We start from the raw sequence: 19,042 nt of genomic DNA on the forward strand, positions 1-19,042 counted from the left end.
CGGCGGCTCCGGCAACCGCGGAAGCGACTGCGCCGGCACCGGCACCGGCCCCTGCTGCGGCGCCCGCCGCCGGCCGCTAAAATCGACACACTACAACAAAAAGCCCCGCCGGTTTTGCCGGCGGGGCTTTTTGTTTGGGATTTCAGCGACTTTACAGCCGGCGGAATGCCGTCGGCCTGCCGGAACCGCATGAGTCGATGCGGGTGACCGCCGCATTGAGGGGTTCGACAGCCACCTTCATATGATGGGCGTTGGCGTGGATCATGTGCTCGGCATCGACCATGATGGCGACATGGCCCTTCCAGAACACCAGATCACCGCGGACCAGGCCTTTCAGATCGGAACCGACCTCCAGCGCAATGCCAAGGCGGGCCTGCATGTCGGAATCGCGCGGACAACCATAGCCCGCAGCATAAAGCGCCTGTTGCAACAGGCCGGAACAGTCGAGCCCGATGCTTTCACGTCCACCCCATTGGTAGGGCGCATTGATATAGCTTTCGGCCACGGCGACGAAATCATCGGCAAAGCGTTCGAAATCCGACAAGTGGTTGGAGAACACCCATCCCATTTCATTGATGTAGGCAAAGCCGTTCTCGAACTTGGTGACATTGACCAGCGAATTCAGGCTGAGCGCGCACAGAATCGACGACTTCAGGTTCGGACCAGCAAAGACATAGGTGCGCAAGGTCGCAACATAGTGGGTCGGCAGGTACCAGTCGCTGCGGAAAGCCGCCACGGGCACATAACCAACATAGCCGTCGCGCAGGGCCTGGCCCCAGTAAAAGTCGTGCTTGCGCTCGATGACTTTGAAACGTTCGCCCAGCAGAAGCTGGTCCCACTGTTCGGCGCCGTGCTCGGGCTGGGACAGGATAGGGGCGGTGGCATCGTAGCAGCTCAGGATCTCGCCCGCCACATAGGACCGCGCGCGGATCACGCCTTCAAAGGCCTGATCGGTCACGCCGTCCTTGAACGGCACGATGCGCTTGTCGAAGTTGTCGTCGCTATTTTGCGTCATGGGGCGGGAAGCCTTACAGGTGGATTTCTATCTCCTCATCACGCTACACCACGGACGTAAAGGTCACGTTACCCTGCACAGATAACAGGAGGTTAGCGGCAAGCTACAGCCTTAATACGCCCTTATCAGCTGATAAACTGCCCTTAACGCCTGGGCTTCGCCGCCGACGGGCGCACCTGCCTTTGATCGCGGGTTCCAGGCATAGATGTCGAGGTGAATCCATGCGCCGGTCTTGGGCGCAAAGCGCTTCAGGAACAGGGCTGCGGTGACCGAGCCGGCCTGGGCCCAGGCCGAAGGGTCGTTCTTGAGATCGGCGATGTCAGAGTCGAGTGCATCATTATAGCCGGCCCAAAGCGGCATACGCCACAGCGGATCGAACTGGGCTATCGAGGCGATTTCGAGCTGTCGCACCACTTCTTCGTCGTCACAGTAGAACGGGACGACGTCGGGACCGAGGGCGACACGCGCCGCGCCGGTCAAGGTGGCGAAGTCAACCGTCAGAGCCGGTTCTAACTCGCCAGCCCTTGTCAGGGCGTCGGCCAGGATCAGCCGGCCTTCCGCGTCGGTATTGCCGACTTCCACTGTCAGGCCGGCACGGGTTCGCAGCACATCGCCAGGGCGCATGGCGTTGCCGGAAATGGCGTTTTCGACGGCCGGGATCAGGACGTGAAGTTTGACATTCAACTGGCTGGCCATGATCCATTCCGCCAGAGCCAGGACGTGGGCGCCTCCCCCCATATCCTTTTTCATCAGCCCCATGCCACTGGTCTTGATGTTCAGCCCGCCGGTGTCAAAGGCGACGCCTTTGCCGACCAGACAAATGTGCGGCAAAACGCCGCGCGGCTTGGCTGGCTGCCACGCCATTTCGATAAAGCGCGGCGCATTCTCCGCGGCGGCCGCCTTGCCAACGGCGTAAACCGCCGGATAGCTCTGTTTCAGCAGCTCGCCGGTGATCACACCGATTTCGGCGCCGTGGGCTTTGGCAATACTGCGGGCGCAGGCTTCAATCTGGGCCGGTCCCATGTCGTTGGCGGGCGTATTGACCAGGTCGCGCACACGGTCGTGGGCCTGGACTTCCAGCGCAATCGCCTCACGTTCAGTACCGATCAGGTCGGCATCGTCCAGCCGCGCCTCGACTGGCTTGCTGGAGGCCTTGTAGGTTCCAAAGCTGTAGGACCCGAGGCCCCAGGCAACATGGACCGAATGCAGGTCGAGGTCAGCCCCATCTTTCAGCTTCCCCGATTTGAGCTTCCAGGTCCCCTTCGGCAATTGCGTCGGCAGGGCGCGGAAGATGAGCGGCGTGAAATCTTTGCGCGTGCCGAGGCCGAACCAGGCCCACATACCGCCCATTTCGTTGGACCCCAGGCCCGACGGCAGGACGACCAGGCTGCCGGCCTTGCCGGTAAAGCCTCGCGCCGCCAGGAAGCCGGCGTGGGCAGGTTTCAGCGCTGCAATCATATCGGCGACATCGTCCTCGAAAACGGCGAAGATAAAGTGCTCGGTTTTTTGCGGCTTGGTCGGTAGCGGTGTCGGCATCTCGGCCCCCGTCAAATTAGTTAATAAAGCGGTAACACCTTTAACTGTATCTTTATCCCGGTCACCGAAGTCTTAACCAGGGGCCATTGGGGCGAGAAATCTTGCGAGTTGACGCCATGAAGCCGTATCTGATCTCCATTGTCGCGATTGCCGCCGTGCTATCGGCCGGGTCCGCCCAGGCCGGACTGTTCGGCAAGAACAAAGACGACAAGGCACAGCCGCGCAAATCGCAGACGGCGGTACCGGAAGCCCGCTCCGAGCGCTTCAAGCCGGCCACCCAGGCCGAGGTCGAAACCGCCCTGCGCTCCGATCCGCTGGCGCAGTCGGTCTTCTTCACCCGGGAATTCAACTACGATCCAACCAATGCGAAGATGGGTATCCATCTGTCCGATGCCTTGCGGAGCATGGGGAGGTACAAGGAAGCCGCCGACATGGCACATCGCGTCCTGCTGTTCGCGCCGGACAATGTCGATGCGCTGCTGGCCGCGGGCCGCGCCCACATCGGCGGCAACGACGCCTTCCAGGGCATCGCGTCGCTGCAGCACGCCACCGAACTAAAGCCCAAGGATTGGCAGGCCTGGTCGCTGCTGGGCGTGGCCTACGATCATGTCCGCCGGCCAGCCGATGCCCAGGGGGCCTGGACGACGGCGCTGCAACTGTCGCCGAATAACCCCAACGTCCTGACCAATATGGCCATGTCGCGCGTACAGGCCGGTGATTTCGCCACGGCCGAACCGCTGCTGCGCACGGCGGCGGCGCAAAAGGGCGCGACAATGCAGGTCCGTCAGAACCTGGCCCTTGTACTGGGCATGCAGGGCAAGATGGCTGAGGCCGAACAGCTGTTGCGCGTGGACCTGCCGCCGGCCCAGGCCGATGCCAACCTGAAGTGGCTGCAGCAGGCGGCGCAAGCCCGTGTCGCCGCCACCGCCCCGACCGAACGGTCGTGGGATTCTGTCAGGGCGTCGGGGGGTTAAGCCATTTCCATCAGCGGCGGCGCCTTGCAGTTCTGCTCTATGTAGTCGCCATGGGTCGGCAGGGCATTGGCATAGTCCTCGATGACCTCCTCAATGTCCTTGAGGTAGCCGCGGATCTGCTCTTCGGGAATCATGTCGACCATCGGATCGTAGCGCGCCCGGATGCCTTGACCCAGCAACACCTGGACCCAGCTTTCCTCATGGAACAGTTCAGCCGCGGAATGCTTGAAGAAACGCGCTGACGACCGGCACAGGTCGAGCCGCTGGGTCAGCGAGTCGGGTACGGACATGTGTTTCACATAGGCCCAATACGGCGTGTCTTCGCGGTCAGTGACCTTGTAATGGGCGATGATGAAGTCGCGCACATCGCGATATTCGAAATCGGTCTGGTCGTTGTATTCGCGGATATCGCGGGCGTCGAAGGATTGTCCCGGGAACAGGGCCAGCAGCCGCAGGATACCGGTCTGGATCAGGTGGATGCTGGTCGATTCCAGCGGTTCCAGGAAGCCACCGGCCAAACCGATGGCGACACAGTTCTTCTCGAACGCCCGATGCCGCTTGCCAGGCCGGAATTTGACCAGGCGCGGATCGGCCAGGGCCTTGCCATCCAGATTGGCGAGCAGGATCGCGGCTGCCTCGTCGTCGCCAATATGTGAACTGGAGAAAACGTGGCCGTTGCCGGTCCGGTGCTGCAAAGGGATGCGCCATTGCCAGCCTGAGCCCTGCGCCGTAGAGCGCGTATAAGGCGTCAGCACGGGGGCGCTTTCGCAAGGTACCGCCCAGGCGCGGTCGTTGAGCAACCAGTGGCTCCAGTCCTCGTAACCGACGCTGAGGGCATCGCCGATCAGCAGACCGCGCATACCCGAGCAGTCGATGAACAGGTCGCCGCCGACCGCTTGTCCGCTCTCCAACACCACCTTCTCGATATAGCCGTCCTCGGGGCGCAGAACCACGTTCGTGATCCGCCCTTCGATGCGTTTGACGCCGCGACCCTCAGCCTGTTTGCGCAGGAAGCGGGCATAGAGCGAGGCGTCGAAATGGTAGGCATAGTCTAGATCGGCCATGGGCGGGCCTTCGTTCGGCTGGCGCGGACGGAAGCGGTTCTTGCGCGCCGCCAGGGTGTTGAGCGCATAGTGGTCGAAGTCCTTGACCTCGCCCTTTTCATGCATCTTCAACCAGAATTGATGGGTGTGCAGCCACATCAGGTCGGAGCCGATCTTGCCGAAGCCATGGATGTAGGAATGGCCGCCATTTTTAGAAGGCGCTTCGCGCCAGTTAACGAATTCGATCCCCAGTTTGAAGGTGCCCTGAGTCGCCTGGATGAACTCGGTTTCGTTGAGGTCGAGGAACTGGTTGAACACCTTGATGGCGGGTATGGTCGCCTCTCCAACGCCGATGGTGCCGATCTCCTCGGACTCGATCAGAGTGATGTCGAACCGGCCTAGCAGCAGCTTGGACAGCAGCGCCGCCGTCATCCATCCCGCTGTGCCACCGCCGACAATTGTGACGGACTTGATCAGCGAGTTGGTGTGCATGGCGATCCCCGGATGTCGTGGTTATGGAGCATTCATAGCGCGGAGTCAGGCGCGCTGCAAACGCTTACACGGGGAAACGAAGAAACGCCTAATGCGCTGGAGAATCCCCTCTCCCCGTTCTTCACGGGGAGAGGTTAGGCGCGGGGCGGCGAGCCTGAGGGGCTTCTTTCTGTAAAGAGTCGCTGCACCTGAACTATCAGAAAGCCCCTCACCCGATCGCGCTCACTTCGTTCCGCTCTCGTCCTCTCCCCGCAGGCGGGGAGAGGTAAGATTTGGTGCTTTCCCGCGCAAACGCCTCACCGCCGGCATCAAACAGATACGCCTGAGCCGGATCGAAATGCAGTCGCACGACATCGCCATGACGGATGGGTTGAGCTGTCGGCAGAATTGCGCATACGGGCTGATCGGCGCGCGGCATCATGGCGTAGATAGCTCGCGTGCTGCCCAGGGTCTCGACGACATCGACCGTAGCGGTCAGCGTATTGCCAACTCCGTCAGCCGACAGACTTTCCGGACGCACGCCCAGAGTCACCTTATCGCCGGGCACAGCCTTGCCCGGGGCCACGAAGGCTGTAACCTCGTCTCCGGTGACCAGTTTGATGCGGATGCCATCGGCCTTGACGGCTGCAACTTCACCCGCGATCAGGTTCATGCGCGGCGAACCCAGAAAACCAGCGACGAACAGGTTGCGCGGGGCGTCGTAGATCTCCTGCGGTGTGCCGATCTGTTCGATCCCACCGGCATTGAGCACAACGATGCGGTCGGCCAGGGTCATGGCCTCTACCTGGTCGTGGGTGACATAGATCAGGGTCGTGGCCAACTCGCGATGCAGCCGGGCGAATTCGTGACGCATATGAACGCGCAAGCCCGCATCGAGATTGGACAGCGGTTCATCCAGCAGAAACAGGCGCGGCTGGCGGACAATAGCCCGGCCGATGGCGACGCGCTGCCTCTGGCCGCCGGAGAGCTCGCGCGGACGCCGGTCCAGCAAATCCTCTATCCCCAGAAGCAGCGCCGCCTTGGCGACCGCCGCGGCAATGTCACGCTCGGTCATTTTGGCCATGCGCAGACCAAACGCCATGTTGTCGAAGACATTCAGGTGTGGATACAGGGCGTAGGACTGGAACACCATGGCGACGCCGCGCTGGGCGGGGGCGTCGTTCAGGGCTGACTTGCCCTCGATCAGGATGTCGCCCTCGGTCGGAGGCTCCAACCCTGCGATGAGCCGCAGAAGAGTAGACTTGCCGCATCCGGACGGGCCGACAATGACCACAAATTCGCCGTCGCGGATAGAGAGATCGACGCCCTTCAGTACGGTGTTCGTACCGAACGTCTTCTCAAGTCCGCGCAACTCGACATTGGCCATAGCTTATCCTTCTGGCCCGGACCATAACGGCGGCAAGGGGTTATCTCAAGCCGGTCGGGCGATGTAAATCGTGTAATCCGGTCAGAAGGGAAACGCCGTCACCGCCTTGATCCATTCGTCTACGATCAGGGTTTTGACCGCCGGCGGGGCGGCACGCTCGCGGCAGTTGGCGCGCTCGCACAGCCGGCACATAGGCCCGGTCTCGACGGCATTCGGATTATTCAGGTCGATGCCGCGGGCATAGATCAGCTTGTCTGCATGTTTCAGCTCGCATCCCAACCCCACGGCCTGTTCCGAAAAGGCGCCGTCGCCATAACCACGCAAACCGCGGTCGAGCGTCCGTGACAGGGTGAAGTAGCGCACGCCGTCCGGGGTCTGGATGACCTGGGTGATGATTTTTCCCGGAGTCTGGAAGGCCTGATGCAGGTTCCACCGAGGACACGCTCCGCCATAGCGCGAGAAAGGGAAATGGCCAGCCGCAAAGCGCTTCGAAACATTGCCGGCGGAATCGATCCGCATCAGGAAAAACGGCACGCCACGGTGGCCTGGCCGCGACAGGGTGGTCAGGCGTTGCGCCGCCTGCTCGAACGAGGTTTCGAATGGCGCCCGAAGCAGTTCGATATCATAGCCATTGATTTCGGCAGATTCGAGGAATCGGCCATAAGGCATGAGGGTTGCGGCCGTCAGGTAGTTGATCAGGGCGATCTTGTAGAGCCGCGAGGTCGCCAGGTCCGGGGCACGGGCCTTCTCGACCATGGTCTTGAGGTCGGCATTATAGTCGGCCAACGCCAGTTGATAGACCACGGCAAAGCGCCGTGATGACGCGCCAAGGGTTTCCGAAATCATCAGCCGGCGGCGGTGCGGATCGAAGCGGCGCTGATACATCATCATCACCTGGGCCGGCATCAGGCGGATCTCGGTCGCGTGCAGAGCCGACAGCCGGCGGGTGGCCGACTCTTCCAGGGTATGGGGATCGTTGCCCAGAGTCTCGAACAGCCTTTCACCCAGGTCGTCCAGTTCCGGAAAAAAGTTGTGATGGCCCTGGATCTGGTCGCGCACCCAGTCAGTGGGCGATTGATCCATGGAATCTTCTTCGGCGATCGCGACGACATCACGCTTCTTGCGTTCAGTATAGGCGCGGTAAAGCCGCGTCACCGCTTCGGCGGCCATGGGCGAGGACGCCACCAACTCGGAAATCTCCCGCCGTGGCAGTCGCAGGTCCTTGAACAGCGGGTCGGCGAAGATCTCGACCAGGTCGGCTTCGCCCGAAGGCTCCGAGTCGTCGGTGAAGGTGCGCAGGTCCAGGTCGTAGGTGGCGGCCAGCTTCAGCAGCACCTGGGCCGTCACCGGACGTTGGTTGCGTTCCAGGTGATTGAGATAGGAAGGCGACACGCCGAGATCCTCAGCCATCTGGGTCTGGCTGCGGTTCAGGTCGTAGCGTAGCCGCTTCAGCCGGCCGCCCAGGAAAAGTTTACGTTCGAAGTTTGCCATGGCCTGTCAATTTTCTACAAAACATAGTCTGTCATAATTTGCCAAATGACGCAAATGGTCAGATCGTTGGCCTTCTAATCCTTTTAAATATGGAGCTTAGTGCTGTCATAGACACGGCGGCGTGCCTGCCATGAAATGAGACAAACTATGACACCTGTGCCCTCACCCTTGCCCAACCCTTACGAAGTGGCTGCCGTGTTCGCTGCCTCCTTCGGGCTGTTCGCTTCCGGCACCTTGATGGCCGCGCGCCTCAGGGCGCAAACGCCATCTATGGCCGCTCCATCCCCCCTCCAGACTTTCTTCCCCACCACAAAGGACTGAGACCATGACTACCTTTGCCGATCTGGTTCCCAATGCCCCGGCAGGCCGCTTCGACGGCATAGAGCGCCCCTATACCCCGGAGGAAGTGCTCCGCCTGCGCGGGTCCTTCCCCGTAGCCTGTACCCTGGCTGAACGCGGCGCCAACCGCCTGTGGGACCTGCTGCATACCGAACCCTTCATCAACTCGCTGGGCGCCATGACCGGCAACCAGGCCATGCAGATGGTCCGCGCCGGCCTGAAGGCCATCTATCTTTCGGGCTGGCAGGTCGCCGCCGACAGCAATACGGCGTCCAGCATGTACCCGGACCAGTCGCTGTATCCGGCCAATGCGGCGCCGGAACTGTGCCGTCGTATCAACCGCACGCTCCAGCGCGCCGACCAGATCGAGCATTCTGAAGGCGGCGCCAAACGCGACTGGTTCGCTCCGATCGTTGCCGATGCCGAGGCCGGTTTCGGCGGGCCACTCAACAGTTTCGAGATCATGAAGGCCTTTATCGAGGCAGGCGCCGCCGGTGTCCACTTCGAAGACCAGCTGGCGTCGGAGAAGAAGTGCGGCCACCTCGGCGGCAAGGTGCTGATCCCGACCCAGGCCCATGAGCGCAACCTGACGGCCGCGCGTCTTGCAGCAGACGTCATGGGCGTTCCGACACTTACCGTCGCCCGCACCGATGCCGAGTCGGCGCAGCTGATCACGTCGGACGTCGATGAACGCGACCATCCCTTCATCGATCGCGATGATCGCACGGTCGAAGGCTTCTATCGCCTGAAGCCGGGCTCCGGTCTCGACCACTGCATAGCCCGCGGCCTTTCCTATGCCAAGTATGCCGACCTGCTGTGGTGGGAGACCTCGCATCCGGATCTCGACGACGCGCGCCGCTTTGCCGAGGCCGTTCACAAGGAACATCCGGGCAAGTTGCTGGCCTACAACTGCTCGCCCTCCTTCAACTGGAAAGCCAAGCTCGATGACGCCACCATCGCCCGCTTCCAGCGCGAGCTCGGCGCCATGGGCTACAAGTACCAGTTCGTCACCCTGGCCGGGTTCCATGCCTTGAACAACTCGATGTTCGAACTGGCCGACGGTTACCGTGACCACGGCATGGCGGCCTATTCGGAGCTGCAACAGCGCGAATTTGCCAACGAATCGCGCGGCTATACGGCCACCCGCCACCAGCGCGAGGTCGGAACCGGCTACTTCGATCGCGTGGCTGAGACCATCACCAGCGGCCGTTCCTCGACCACGGCCATGAAGGAATCGACTGAGACGGCGCAGTTCGCCGCTGAGTAAACTCACTCAAGGAGCACCAATATGGAACCCATAATCCGGCCTCAGGCCATTATCGACTACTGCCTGGCCCCGCTGGACCTCAACCCGATGCATGCGGCGACCGAGGAAACCCGCCGGCGTCTGGAACACGTCATCAAGACCTTCCAGATGCGGGTGCCGCAGCCCGTCGCGGTCGACTTTTCTGCCATGCCGACCCTGGTGATCAACGAGGCGGCCCACGGCTACGAATAGGCGTTCACAACAAGAAAAAGGGCCAGAAAACGAATGCCTGTGAACCCTCTCCGCAATCCCCCCGCGGAGAGGGTATTTATTACAGGTGTTCGTGCCTGTTCGTGGGGCTCTCGGTTCAACCCCTATTTCACGCCCAGAGCCGCTTCGACGTCGCCGACGGTCTGCGGCAGGATGGCATCGGCGATCTTGTAGGTAATCATACCGTCCGGCTGAACGACATAGGTCTCCGGCACACCCGAAATGCCGAGCTCCATCCCAAGGCGTCCGTCGGGATCGCTGAGCGTCCGGACATAGGGGTTGTCATGTTCAGCCAGGAACTTGAGCGTGTTTTGCGGCTCGTCCTTCCAGGCAACGCCGATAATCACTACGCCCTTTTGTTTCAAGGCGATCAGGGTCGGGTTCTCGGCGACGCACGGCGTGCACCACGAGGCAAAGACGTTGACCAGGACCGGCTTGTCATAGCCCGAGACCAGGGTTTTCAGGTCGGCCTCGCCGCCCGTGTCAAGATCGGTAATGGCCAGCGCCGGCACCGACTTGCCAACCAGGGCATCAGGTATATAGCGCTGTTTTTTATGAAAATTGTAATAGCCGAGCACGGCCAGCAGACCGGCGAACACCACCAGGGGAATCAGGGCCAGGGCGCGTTTCATGTGTCGAGTCCCGTCGTGTCATGCCCCGAACCGTCCTGTAACGCCTTCAGTGCGGCCTTGTGTTTGGCGTTGGCGCGCAGCGTGACCACGATCAGGCCAGCCAGGCCCAGCACGACCGCGCTATAGGACGTCCAGACGAAAAAGCCGTATTTTCCCATGTCGAGATCAAGCATCAGGTGGGCCTGTTTAATTGTAGCTCAGCCGAGCCCGCAGAGCGCGGTATTTGCGAGCCAGGATTTCGGAATCGATCCGCACCAGGATCAGCCACGCCGTCAGGATGTGGGTGGCGGCGATCATGACGAACAGCGGCCACAACATGGCGGGCGCTATGGTCGGGCCATCGGCGCGGAAGACCGAAGCCCCCTGGTGCAGGGTATTCCACCATTCGACCGAGAACTTGATGATCGGCAGGTTGATCAGGCCGACCAGGGCCAGGATGGCGGCCGACCTGGCGGCGCGCTGTTCGTCTTCGATGGCGTTGTGGATCGCGATGTAGCCGATATAGAAGAGCAGCAGCACAAGCACCGAGGTCATGCGCCCATCCCACTCCCACCAGGTGCCCCACATCGGCTTGCCCCACAGTGAACCGGTCAAAAGGGCTATGACGGTAAAGACAGCGCCGACAGGGGCGATGGCCTTGGCGGCGGCATCGGCCAGGGCGTGGCGGAAGATCAGGCCGAAGAAGCTGGCGATACCAATGGCGGCGTAAAGTGCCATGCTGAGATAGGCGAAGGGCACATGGATGTACATGATGCGAACGGTGTCGCCTTGCTGATAGTCTTCGGGAGAGGCAAAACAGAGGTAAAGCCCCCAGGCCATCAGCGCCAGACCAAGCCCGACCAGCCACGGCCGCAGCGGCGCTGTGACGCGCGTGAACCGTTCGGGATTGGCCAGGAAGTTGATCATAGTTCCGCAGATAAGGCTTTTGACGGGCGTGGGCAAGGCGTCAGTTTAGCGCACTGCGCAGCGCAGCACCCATGGCAATCGGCGCCAGGGCCAGGGCGAACAGGGCGTAGGCGGCTAGGAAGGACAGGGCCTGCAAGGGTGAGGCAGAAATTTGCGCCGCCTGCATCAGGCCGGCACCGAAAATCACCGGCGGCACATAAAACGGCAGGACCAGCAGCGCCATCAGCACCCCCCCCTTGCGCGCACCCAGGGCCAGGGAGGCGCCGATGCCGCCGATCAGGGCGAAGCTGAGGCTGCCCAGAAGAGCGGCGACCAGGCTGATCAGGGCGAGAGACGGTTCTGCCCCCAGGATGATCATGATCAGCGGCGTCAGGAGGGACAAGATCAAGCCGGTGCCCAGCCATTGGCTAAGGCATTTTAGCAGGGCGACCAGTTCCAGCGGCAGCGGGCCAAGGCGCAGGACGTCGAAGACGGCATCGTCATAGTCGCGCTCGAACAGACGTTCCAGCGAAAGCAGCGTGGATAGCGCCAGGCACAGCCAGGTCACGCCCGGCGCGATGCGGCTGAGCAGGCTGGAGTCGGGGCCCAGCGACAGCGGGATCATGGCCATCAGGGTGATGAAGAAGCCAACGGCCAGCAGCGGTCCGCCACCGCGGGTGAGTGTCATGCTCAGGTCGCGCTTTAGCAAGGCGAGGGAGGCGGAAAGGAGGGAGGGATGACTCATCGCTTCTCCTCCCCATCTTGATGGGGAGGTGGCGAGCAAGTGAGCCCCCTTATGGGGCGAATGCGTCGAGACGGAGAGGTCCATTCCACGGCCAATAGGCCCCCTCCGTCTCGACGCGCTAAGCCTGCGGCTTCGCTTGCTAGCCACCTCCCCACCTCCGGTAGGGAGGAGAAGAAAGGATTTGTTCTATACACCCGCCACCTCCCGTGCCGGGCGTTCAAGGCGCAGGCCCGTGGTTGCGAACGGAAGCGCATCGTGCACTGCCGCGATGATCATCCCGCCCTCTTCCAAGTGGTTCTGCATCAGCTCGGCCACGAGCGCACGGTGCGCTGAATCCAAAGGCGCCATTGGCTCATCCAGCAGCCATAGCAGTCTTGGCGCCATCAACAGCCGCGCACACGACAGGCGGCGCTTCTGACCCGCCGAAAGGTACCGCGTCTCCAGATCGAGCAAAGGCTTCAAGTTCAACGGCGCCACCTTGCCTAAGTCGCCACCAAGATAGGCTGCCTGGAATTCCAGCTCCTGCGATACCGTCCGCGCCGGGCTCAGAGCATCCTGATGACCCAGAAAATGGACATGCTCTGACCACCAGATCTCCGATTCAATTTGCACATCATTCTCAGTCGCGCAAATCGCACCGGAATCCGGTGTCTGAAAACCCGCCAGGGTGCGCATAAGCGTCGTTTTTCCCACCCCGTTTTCACCGGTCAGGCCGATGGCTTCGCCGCTCGACAAAGTAAAATTCAGCTTATGGATCAAGAGATTGTAGCCTTTTCTCAGACTCAAATCCGTGACCATCAATATATGCGGCATAAAATAACCTTGCGGTGCGAAAGGCTTTACATAGACGAAAACCGAAAGTGAGTTTAGAAGGCCAGATGCCCGCCTTCAAGGGCTTGCAGCGCGGCCGGGAACGCTGTGTGTCCCCGTGCCATCCGCGCAAGCGTTGAATTGACGGTCAGCCATGGTGGCGGCCGGGCGGCGAACTTGAGAGGATCAAGTCCATTATGTCTTCCGTTGACAGCTTTAAATCCAAGTCGACCCTGACGGTCGGCGACAAAACCTATACCTTTTATGACCTCAAGGCCGCCGAGGCCAACGGACTGAAGGGCATATCTGCCCTCCCCGCCTCGCTCAAAGTGCTCCTCGAAAACCTCCTGCGTAACGAAGACGGCGTCAATGTCGACAAGGACGATATCCAGGCGATCGCAAACTGGGTGGTCAATAAGGGTACGGTCGAGCACGAGATCAGCTTCCGCCCGGCACGCGTCCTGATGCAGGACTTTACCGGCGTTCCGGCCGTTGTCGACCTGGCCGCCATGCGCGACGCCATGGTCAAGCTGGGCGCCGACCCGGCCAAGATCAACCCGCTGAGCCCCGTTGACCTGGTCATCGACCACTCGGTCATGGTCGATTATTTCGGTCAGAAATCATCCTTCAAGGCGAATGTTGATCGCGAATATGAGCGCAATATCGAGCGCTACAACTTCCTGCGCTGGGGCAGTTCAGCCTTCAACAACTTCCGCGTCGTGCCTCCCGGCACCGGCATCTGCCACCAGGTGAACCTGGAATATCTGGCCCAGACCGTGTGGACCAACGTCGCAGATGGCGGCGAAGTCGCCTATCCCGACACCGTGGTCGGCACCGATTCGCACACCACCATGATTAACGGCCTGGCCGTTCTGGGCTGGGGCGTCGGCGGTATCGAAGCCGAAGCCGCCATGCTGGGCCAGCCGATCCCGATGCTGATCCCCGAAGTCATTGGCTTCAAGCTGACCGGCAAGCTGCCCGAAGGCGCCACCGCCACCGACCTGGTGCTGACCGTCACCCAGATGCTGCGCAAGAAGGGCGTCGTCGGCAAGTTCGTCGAATATTACGGCGACGGCCTGGAGACCCTGACCCTGGAAGACCAGGCGACCATCGCCAACATGGCGCCGGAGTACGGCGCCACCTGCGGCTTCTTCCCGGTCAGCCAGGCGACGATCAACTATCTGGCCGAAACCGGCCGCGCTCCGGAACGCGTCGCCCTGGTCGAGGCCTATGCCAAGGCGCAAGGCCTGTGGCTGGACGCCTCGGTCGAGCCGGTCTTCACCGATAACCTGGAACTGGATCTGGCCGGCGTCCTGCCATCCCTGGCCGGTCCCAAGCGCCCACAGGACCGCGTCGTCCTGTCTGAGTCCAAGACCGAGTTCAACAATGCCCTCGCCAACGATTTCGGCAAGGCGGGCAAGGAAGACGAACGCGTGGCTATCGAGGGTAGCGACTTTACGGTCGGCCACGGCGACGTGGTCATAGCCGCCATTACCTCGTGTACCAATACTTCAAACCCGTCGGTACTGATTGCTGCCGGCCTGGTCGCCCGCAAGGCGCGCGCCTTGGGTCTCACGGTCAAGCCGTGGGTCAAGACCTCTCTGGCGCCCGGATCGCAGGTGGTCACCGACTATCTCGACTCGGCCGGTCTCAGCGAGGATCTGGACGCGCTGGGCTTCAACCTGGTCGGTTACGGCTGCACCACCTGTATTGGCAATTCGGGTCCGCTGCCGGAAGCCATCTCGGCCGCCATCACCGCCGGTGATCTGGTCGCCGCGTCGGTTTTGTCGGGTAACCGCAACTTTGAAGGTCGTGTCAACCAGGACGTCCGCGCCAACTACCTGGCCTCGCCGCCACTGGTCGTCGCCTATGCCCTGGCCGGCAGCCTGCGCATTGACCTGACGACAGAGCCGCTGGGCAACGGTTCGAACGGTGAGCCGGTGTATCTGAAAGACATCTGGCCGACCAATGAAGAGGTCTCGACCTTGCAGCGCCAGCACGTCACCAACACCATGTTCAAGGGCCGTTATTCCGACGTCTTCAAAGGCGACGAAAATTGGCAGGCCATTCAGATTTCGGGCGGTCAGACCTATCAGTGGGATCCCAATTCGACCTACGTGGCCAACCCGCCCTATTTCGACGGCATGACCATGACACCGGACAAGGTGACGGACATTGTCGAGGCCCGTGTTTTGGGTATTTTCGGCGACTCGATCACCACCGACCACATTTCGCCAGCCGGCAATATCAAGACTTCGGGTCCCGCCGGCAAATATCTGTCGGCCCATGATGTGCCGGTGTCAGAGTTCAACTCGTATGGCGCCCGCCGCGGCCACCACGAAGTGATGATGCGCGGCACGTTTGCCAATATCCGCATCCGCAACAAGGTGACGCCAGAAATCGAAGGCGGCGTCACCAAGCACTTCCCGTCGGGTGAGGTGATGTCGATCTATGACGCTTCGATGCGCTATCAGGCGGAAGGACGTAACCTGGTCATCTTCGCCGGCAAGGAATACGGCACCGGTTCGTCGCGCGACTGGGCGGCCAAGGGCACCAAGCTGCTGGGCGTGCGCGCGGTCATCGCCGAGTCGTTCGAGCGTATTCACCGCTCCAACCTGGTCGGCATGGGCGTTCTGCCGTTGCAGTTCAAGGTCGAGGGCTGGTCGAAGCTGGGCCTCACCGGAGAAGAGATCGTCACCATCCGTGGTCTCGAGAATGTCCAGCCGCGTCAGGAACTGATTGTCGAGATGTTCCGTGCGTCGGACGGCAAGGTGGCGCGCTTCCCGGTCCGCTGCCGGATCGATACGCCGACCGAGCTGGAATACTATAAGAATGGCGGCGTGATGCCGTATGTGCTTAGGAACCTGGCGCGTGGCGTGGTAGTGGTTGAGGAGATCGTGGCCGAGCCCGCCGAGTAATGGGGTCGAGGGGTCGTGACCCCTCGCCTTAAAACAATAAAAAGGACCGGCCCTTTTGAGGGGCCGGTCCTTTTTATTGTATCAAAGAGAAGGGGCCTGGGGCCCCTTCACCCCAATACGCGACAGAGTCGACCTCGGGGCTTGCCTGCAACAACACCCATGCTACACCGGCGTCATGAATCCCAAGATCATCGCCATCGCCGGCGGCGTGGCCGCCTTTCTCGCCGTTGTGTTCAACCTGGCGCCACCCACCGATCCCGCCGGTGCCCGCACTATGGCCATCGCCAGCGTTGTCGCCGGTGTAATCGCCATCGCCAGCGCCGTCTATTGCGTCCGCAAAGGTGGCACCTGGCGCTGGATCGGCATTGGCATCGGCGGTCCTGCTCTGTTTGCCATGGCCGACGCCTCGGTTCGACTCATCCTTTATGTGCGATAAAAAAGAGCCGCTGCGTTAAGGCAGCGGCTCTATAGGTTTTTTCTCAGGGGAAGAAACGTCTGCCGGCCGAGGTGATGCCCGATTCCAGGGGCTGGGGGGGCTGTTCAGGGAGGAACCGGAGCGCCCCGGCCGACATCCACACAATGACGGTGCAACACGGCGCAGAAAGGGCGGGAATAAGGTCATTCTACGGCCAATTAATCTCTTGCCTGTTGCCGCGGAGCCTCACTTTGTAAGGATATCAACAACGCCGAATTTACTTGCCAAACCTGGCCATGCGGGCGTTAATTCTTGTCTCAAAGCTGGATGAGACCGTAAGACCGCATGAGTATCCAGGATATCGGCGCTGGTGGCGCCATCCCCGCCAAGGGGCCTGTCTTCTTCGACCGCCGCGAGCTGGAGCTGATCTTGCGCCTCTATGGTCGAAATGTGGCATCAGGCGACTGGCGCGATTACGCCATCGACAGCTTTTCCGATGCCGTGTCGTTCAATATCTTCCGCCGTACCAATGAATCACCCCTCTACCGCATCGAAAAGCGGCCAGCACTGTCCCGCCGCCAGGGCGCGTTCGCCATATTCAATCAGGCGGGGATGATCCTGAAACGGGGCCGGGAGCTCGGGCCGGTGTTAAGTGTGTTGGATAAAACCAGGTTCGATGTGATTTGAAAAAACCCCGGAGGTTGCCCTCCGGGGTTTACTTTCGGGGTCTGAGGCGCTGTTTAGAGCGGGATGCGTTTTGATGAAATCAAAATCCCGCTCTAGGTTTTTGCTTTATCGCGCAATTTTTCCGAAAACTGGAGCGCCCGTGCGGTGGCGTCCACTTTATCGGATTGCGCTCTAGCGACGGCCGCCGAACAGGCTGAGCAGACTCATGAACAGGTTGATGAAGCTGACGTACAGTGTCAGCGCGCCAATGTAGGTCAAGGCCGCACGATGGTTTTGCGATGCTTGGCCGACGGAATAATACATGTGCTTCAGAGATTGCGTCTGATAAGCGATCAGCGCCGAGAACAGAAGCACGCCGATTGCGGAAATCGCCATTTGCATGATTCCGCTCTTGAACAGGAAGGCATTGGCCAGCGACGCAATGATGATACCCAGCACAGCTGTGTACATGAAGCCGCCCCAGCCGGTCATGTTGACCTTGGTGGTATAGCCGATGATGCTGACGACGCCGAAGGTGGCTGCGGTGATGAAGAAGATGTTGGCGATCGAAATGCCCGTGTAAAGCAGGAAGATCGACGACAAAGAGACGCCCAGGATGGCAACAAAGACCCAGTAAAACGCGCCGGATATGGCTGCGTTGAGCCGGTTCATAAACATGCCGGAAGCGAAGCTCAAGCCCAGTGGGGCAAAGGCAAAGACGTAGCCCAGCACCGTGTAACCGGCAATGCGGCCGTCCGCCGTAACATTGTAAAGGAGCCGAACGAGCGGCTCGGTATTTGCCACAGCCCAAGACGTAGCGCCCGTAAGCACCAGGCCCAGAGCCATTTTTTGATAGATGCCGAGCAGGAAGTTACGCAGGCCCATATCCCTGGCCTGGGCTTCCGCTGAGGGCATCGATACGTAATCGGTGTCCAAATCGTTCATAGGTGTAACCCTGTATTCCTTTGTGACGGCCGGCAGATGTGCCAATGCCGATTACGAATAATATGGGGCTGGATTACCTGTGTGGCAAGGGGTATTCGAACACATGAACGGTACGCGACAAGAGGTATTTCATGAACTATTCGTCACTTGGCCGCACTGGCCTCCAGGTATCGCGGGTTTGCCTGGGTACCATGATGTACGGCAGCCAGAACACACAAGCCGAAGCTTTCGCCCAGATGGACTATGCGCTGGAGCGCGGGATAAATTTCTTCGATACCGCTGAGGTCTATGCCATTCCGCCCCAGCCGGACACGCAGGGCGAGACTGAGCGCATCATCGGCAACTGGTTCCAGGCGCGTGGCAACCGCGACAAAGTCATCCTGGCCTCCAAGATCGCCGGCCGCGCCGACACTATGACCTGGATTCGCAACGGTCCACGCCATACCCGCGATCATATCGACGCCGCTGTAGACGCGTCACTGACTCGGCTCCAAAGCGAATACATCGACCTGTATCAGCTACACTGGCCCGACCGGCGCTATTCAGGATTCGGCTTTCACGAATATCACGACTATGACGGCAACTATGAGACCTTTCAGGCCATCCTCGAAAACCTCGATCGTCATGTAAAGGCGGGCCGCATCCGTCATATCGGAGTATCGAACGAAAGCCCGTGGGGCGTGATGAGGTTTCTGGCTCTGGCGGAACAGCAGGGTTTGCCGCGCATCGCTTCGATCCAGAACTGCTACAATCTGGTCTCGCGAACTTTCGAGTATGGGTTGGCCGAAGTGGCGTTACGCGAGCAGGTCGGCTTGCTGGCCTATTCCCCGCTGGCACAGGGGTATCTGACCGGCAAGTATCGCCATGGCGCTTTGCCAGCCGGCGCGCGCAAGACCCTGTTTCAGCGGCTGAACCGTTATGAAGGTCCGGGCGGTGATGAGATGGTGCACCGCTATGTTGACCTGGCGGCTCTGGTAGGGATTACGCCGCTGCAACTGGCGCTGAAATTCATCGACAGCCGGGCGTTTACGACCTCGACCATTATAGGCGCCAGCACCAAGGCCCAATTGAAGGACAATATCGACGCCTTCGAGATCGACTGGACGAAGGAGATGGATCGGGCGGTTTCGGCTCTGCACGCCAGCCATCCCAACCCTTGCCCTTGATTTTCTTCTCCCCGCGTGCGGGGAGATGGTGGTCTGAGCGAAGCGAAGACCGGATGAGGGGCATACGGACGGTTCCGTTTTTGCTCAA

General features: G+C 60.8%; 18 protein-coding genes. 7 read left to right on the forward strand and 11 right to left on the reverse strand.

The window, feature by feature from the left end:
• Nucleotides 1-151: 151 nt before the first annotated feature.
• Both ABAC402_RS27605 and ABAC402_RS27610 read right to left on the reverse strand, forming a co-directional pair.
• Entirely contained in the window at nucleotides 152-1,015 is an 864-nt protein-coding gene (locus ABAC402_RS27605) for an NlpC/P60 family protein (RefSeq protein ID WP_023448949.1), read from the reverse strand.
• A gap of 111 nt (nucleotides 1,016-1,126) precedes the next feature.
• Nucleotides 1,127-2,551, reverse strand: a complete 1,425-nt coding sequence (locus ABAC402_RS27610; protein WP_031235392.1) for a M17 family metallopeptidase — start codon at nucleotides 2,549-2,551, stop codon at nucleotides 1,127-1,129.
• 116 nt (nucleotides 2,552-2,667) lie between these two features.
• Between ABAC402_RS27610 and ABAC402_RS27615 the strand changes: the two genes are divergently transcribed.
• Nucleotides 2,668-3,525, forward strand: a complete 858-nt coding sequence (locus ABAC402_RS27615; protein WP_023448951.1) for a tetratricopeptide repeat protein — start codon at nucleotides 2,668-2,670, stop codon at nucleotides 3,523-3,525.
• On the opposite strand, the gene ABAC402_RS27620 is transcribed toward ABAC402_RS27615, so the two are convergent.
• From ABAC402_RS27620 to ABAC402_RS27630, 3 genes are all read right to left on the reverse strand, one after another.
• A complete protein-coding gene (locus tag ABAC402_RS27620) occupies nucleotides 3,522-5,060 on the reverse strand; it encodes a tryptophan halogenase family protein (protein ID WP_023448952.1) in 1,539 nt (512 codons plus the stop codon). The genes ABAC402_RS27615 and ABAC402_RS27620 overlap by 4 nt on opposite strands.
• A gap of 208 nt (nucleotides 5,061-5,268) precedes the next feature.
• On the reverse strand, nucleotides 5,269-6,426 hold the full coding sequence (locus ABAC402_RS27625) for an ABC transporter ATP-binding protein (RefSeq protein ID WP_023448953.1): 1,158 nt from the start codon (nucleotides 6,424-6,426) through the stop codon (nucleotides 5,269-5,271).
• A gap of 81 nt (nucleotides 6,427-6,507) precedes the next feature.
• The gene (locus ABAC402_RS27630) at nucleotides 6,508-7,917 is read right to left on the reverse strand and encodes a short-chain fatty acyl-CoA regulator family protein (RefSeq protein WP_023448954.1); all 1,410 of its coding nucleotides are present in this window, start codon (nucleotides 7,915-7,917) and stop codon (nucleotides 6,508-6,510) included.
• 325 nt (nucleotides 7,918-8,242) lie between these two features.
• On the opposite strand from ABAC402_RS27630, the gene aceA reads away from it, so the two are divergent.
• The gene (gene aceA, locus ABAC402_RS27635; protein ID WP_023448956.1) at nucleotides 8,243-9,523 is read left to right on the forward strand and encodes an isocitrate lyase; all 1,281 of its coding nucleotides are present in this window, start codon (nucleotides 8,243-8,245) and stop codon (nucleotides 9,521-9,523) included.
• Between the two features lie 21 nt (nucleotides 9,524-9,544).
• Nucleotides 9,545-9,754, forward strand: a complete 210-nt coding sequence (locus tag ABAC402_RS27640; protein WP_023448957.1) for a hypothetical protein — start codon at nucleotides 9,545-9,547, stop codon at nucleotides 9,752-9,754.
• A 122-nt stretch (nucleotides 9,755-9,876) separates the two neighbouring features.
• On the opposite strand, the gene ABAC402_RS27645 is transcribed toward ABAC402_RS27640, so the two are convergent.
• The 5 genes from ABAC402_RS27645 to ccmA all read right to left on the reverse strand — a co-directional run bounded on the left by ABAC402_RS27645 (nucleotide 9,877) and on the right by ccmA (nucleotide 12,847).
• Complete coding sequence (locus ABAC402_RS27645; RefSeq protein ID WP_023448958.1) at nucleotides 9,877-10,404, reverse strand: DsbE family thiol:disulfide interchange protein; 528 nt, start codon at nucleotides 10,402-10,404, stop codon at nucleotides 9,877-9,879.
• Complete coding sequence (gene ccmD / locus ABAC402_RS27650; RefSeq protein ID WP_023448959.1) at nucleotides 10,401-10,577, reverse strand: heme exporter protein CcmD; 177 nt, start codon at nucleotides 10,575-10,577, stop codon at nucleotides 10,401-10,403. The genes ABAC402_RS27645 and ccmD overlap by 4 nt, the downstream gene beginning before the upstream one ends.
• 13 nt (nucleotides 10,578-10,590) lie before the next feature.
• A complete protein-coding gene (locus ABAC402_RS27655; protein WP_023448960.1) occupies nucleotides 10,591-11,310 on the reverse strand; it encodes a heme ABC transporter permease in 720 nt (239 codons plus the stop codon).
• Between the two features lie 40 nt (nucleotides 11,311-11,350).
• The gene (gene ccmB / locus ABAC402_RS27660; protein ID WP_023448961.1) at nucleotides 11,351-12,034 is read right to left on the reverse strand and encodes a heme exporter protein CcmB; all 684 of its coding nucleotides are present in this window, start codon (nucleotides 12,032-12,034) and stop codon (nucleotides 11,351-11,353) included.
• Nucleotides 12,035-12,220: 186 nt separating this feature from the next.
• A complete protein-coding gene (gene ccmA, locus ABAC402_RS27665; RefSeq protein ID WP_023448962.1) occupies nucleotides 12,221-12,847 on the reverse strand; it encodes a heme ABC exporter ATP-binding protein CcmA in 627 nt (208 codons plus the stop codon).
• A 194-nt stretch (nucleotides 12,848-13,041) separates the two neighbouring features.
• Between ccmA and acnA the strand changes: the two genes are divergently transcribed.
• The 3 genes from acnA to ABAC402_RS27680 all read left to right on the forward strand — a co-directional run bounded on the left by acnA (nucleotide 13,042) and on the right by ABAC402_RS27680 (nucleotide 16,864).
• Entirely contained in the window at nucleotides 13,042-15,762 is a 2,721-nt protein-coding gene (acnA, locus tag ABAC402_RS27670) for an aconitate hydratase AcnA (RefSeq protein WP_023448963.1), read from the forward strand.
• 175 nt (nucleotides 15,763-15,937) lie between these two features.
• The gene (locus ABAC402_RS27675; protein WP_023448964.1) at nucleotides 15,938-16,198 is read left to right on the forward strand and encodes a hypothetical protein; all 261 of its coding nucleotides are present in this window, start codon (nucleotides 15,938-15,940) and stop codon (nucleotides 16,196-16,198) included.
• A 324-nt stretch (nucleotides 16,199-16,522) separates the two neighbouring features.
• Entirely contained in the window at nucleotides 16,523-16,864 is a 342-nt protein-coding gene (locus tag ABAC402_RS27680; RefSeq protein ID WP_023448965.1) for a DUF2794 domain-containing protein, read from the forward strand.
• Nucleotides 16,865-17,035: 171 nt separating this feature from the next.
• Here ABAC402_RS27680 and ABAC402_RS27685 read toward each other — a convergent pair whose 3' ends face one another.
• Nucleotides 17,036-17,788 carry a Bax inhibitor-1/YccA family protein gene (locus ABAC402_RS27685; RefSeq protein WP_023448966.1) on the reverse strand — a complete coding sequence of 251 codons (753 nt, stop codon included), beginning with the start codon at nucleotides 17,786-17,788 and terminating at the stop codon, nucleotides 17,036-17,038.
• A gap of 131 nt (nucleotides 17,789-17,919) precedes the next feature.
• Between ABAC402_RS27685 and ABAC402_RS27690 the strand changes: the two genes are divergently transcribed.
• The gene (locus ABAC402_RS27690) at nucleotides 17,920-18,954 is read left to right on the forward strand and encodes an aldo/keto reductase (RefSeq protein WP_023448967.1); all 1,035 of its coding nucleotides are present in this window, start codon (nucleotides 17,920-17,922) and stop codon (nucleotides 18,952-18,954) included.
• Nucleotides 18,955-19,042: the final 88 nt, after the last annotated feature.

This window comes from Asticcacaulis sp. AC402, assembly GCF_000495835.1.
Lineage (GTDB): Bacteria > Pseudomonadota > Alphaproteobacteria > Caulobacterales > Caulobacteraceae > Asticcacaulis.

Excerpts from the sequence above, each read along its gene's own strand:
- ABAC402_RS27675 (WP_023448964.1), top strand. The coding sequence starts at position 15,938 with ATGAATCCCAAGATCATCGCCATCGCCGGCGGCGTGGCCGCCTTTCTC.
- ccmB (WP_023448961.1), bottom strand. The coding sequence starts at position 12,034 with ATGAGTCATCCCTCCCTCCTTTCCGCCTCCCTCGCCTTGCTAAAGCGC.
- ccmA (WP_023448962.1), bottom strand. The coding sequence starts at position 12,847 with ATGCCGCATATATTGATGGTCACGGATTTGAGTCTGAGAAAAGGCTAC.
- ABAC402_RS27620 (WP_023448952.1), bottom strand. The coding sequence starts at position 5,060 with ATGCACACCAACTCGCTGATCAAGTCCGTCACAATTGTCGGCGGTGGC.
- ABAC402_RS27625 (WP_023448953.1), bottom strand. The coding sequence starts at position 6,426 with ATGGCCAATGTCGAGTTGCGCGGACTTGAGAAGACGTTCGGTACGAAC.
- ABAC402_RS27690 (WP_023448967.1), top strand. The coding sequence starts at position 17,920 with ATGAACTATTCGTCACTTGGCCGCACTGGCCTCCAGGTATCGCGGGTT.
- ABAC402_RS27605 (WP_023448949.1), bottom strand. The coding sequence starts at position 1,015 with ATGACGCAAAATAGCGACGACAACTTCGACAAGCGCATCGTGCCGTTC.
- ABAC402_RS27640 (WP_023448957.1), top strand. The coding sequence starts at position 9,545 with ATGGAACCCATAATCCGGCCTCAGGCCATTATCGACTACTGCCTGGCC.
- ABAC402_RS27630 (WP_023448954.1), bottom strand. The coding sequence starts at position 7,917 with ATGGCAAACTTCGAACGTAAACTTTTCCTGGGCGGCCGGCTGAAGCGG.
- ABAC402_RS27615 (WP_023448951.1), top strand. The coding sequence starts at position 2,668 with ATGAAGCCGTATCTGATCTCCATTGTCGCGATTGCCGCCGTGCTATCG.
- ABAC402_RS27645 (WP_023448958.1), bottom strand. The coding sequence starts at position 10,404 with ATGAAACGCGCCCTGGCCCTGATTCCCCTGGTGGTGTTCGCCGGTCTG.
- aceA (WP_023448956.1), top strand. The coding sequence starts at position 8,243 with ATGACTACCTTTGCCGATCTGGTTCCCAATGCCCCGGCAGGCCGCTTC.
- ABAC402_RS27685 (WP_023448966.1), bottom strand. The coding sequence starts at position 17,788 with ATGAACGATTTGGACACCGATTACGTATCGATGCCCTCAGCGGAAGCC.
- acnA (WP_023448963.1), top strand. The coding sequence starts at position 13,042 with ATGTCTTCCGTTGACAGCTTTAAATCCAAGTCGACCCTGACGGTCGGC.
- ABAC402_RS27680 (WP_023448965.1), top strand. The coding sequence starts at position 16,523 with ATGAGTATCCAGGATATCGGCGCTGGTGGCGCCATCCCCGCCAAGGGG.
- ABAC402_RS27655 (WP_023448960.1), bottom strand. The coding sequence starts at position 11,310 with ATGATCAACTTCCTGGCCAATCCCGAACGGTTCACGCGCGTCACAGCG.
- ccmD (WP_023448959.1), bottom strand. The coding sequence starts at position 10,577 with ATGCTTGATCTCGACATGGGAAAATACGGCTTTTTCGTCTGGACGTCC.
- ABAC402_RS27610 (WP_031235392.1), bottom strand. The coding sequence starts at position 2,551 with ATGCCGACACCGCTACCGACCAAGCCGCAAAAAACCGAGCACTTTATC.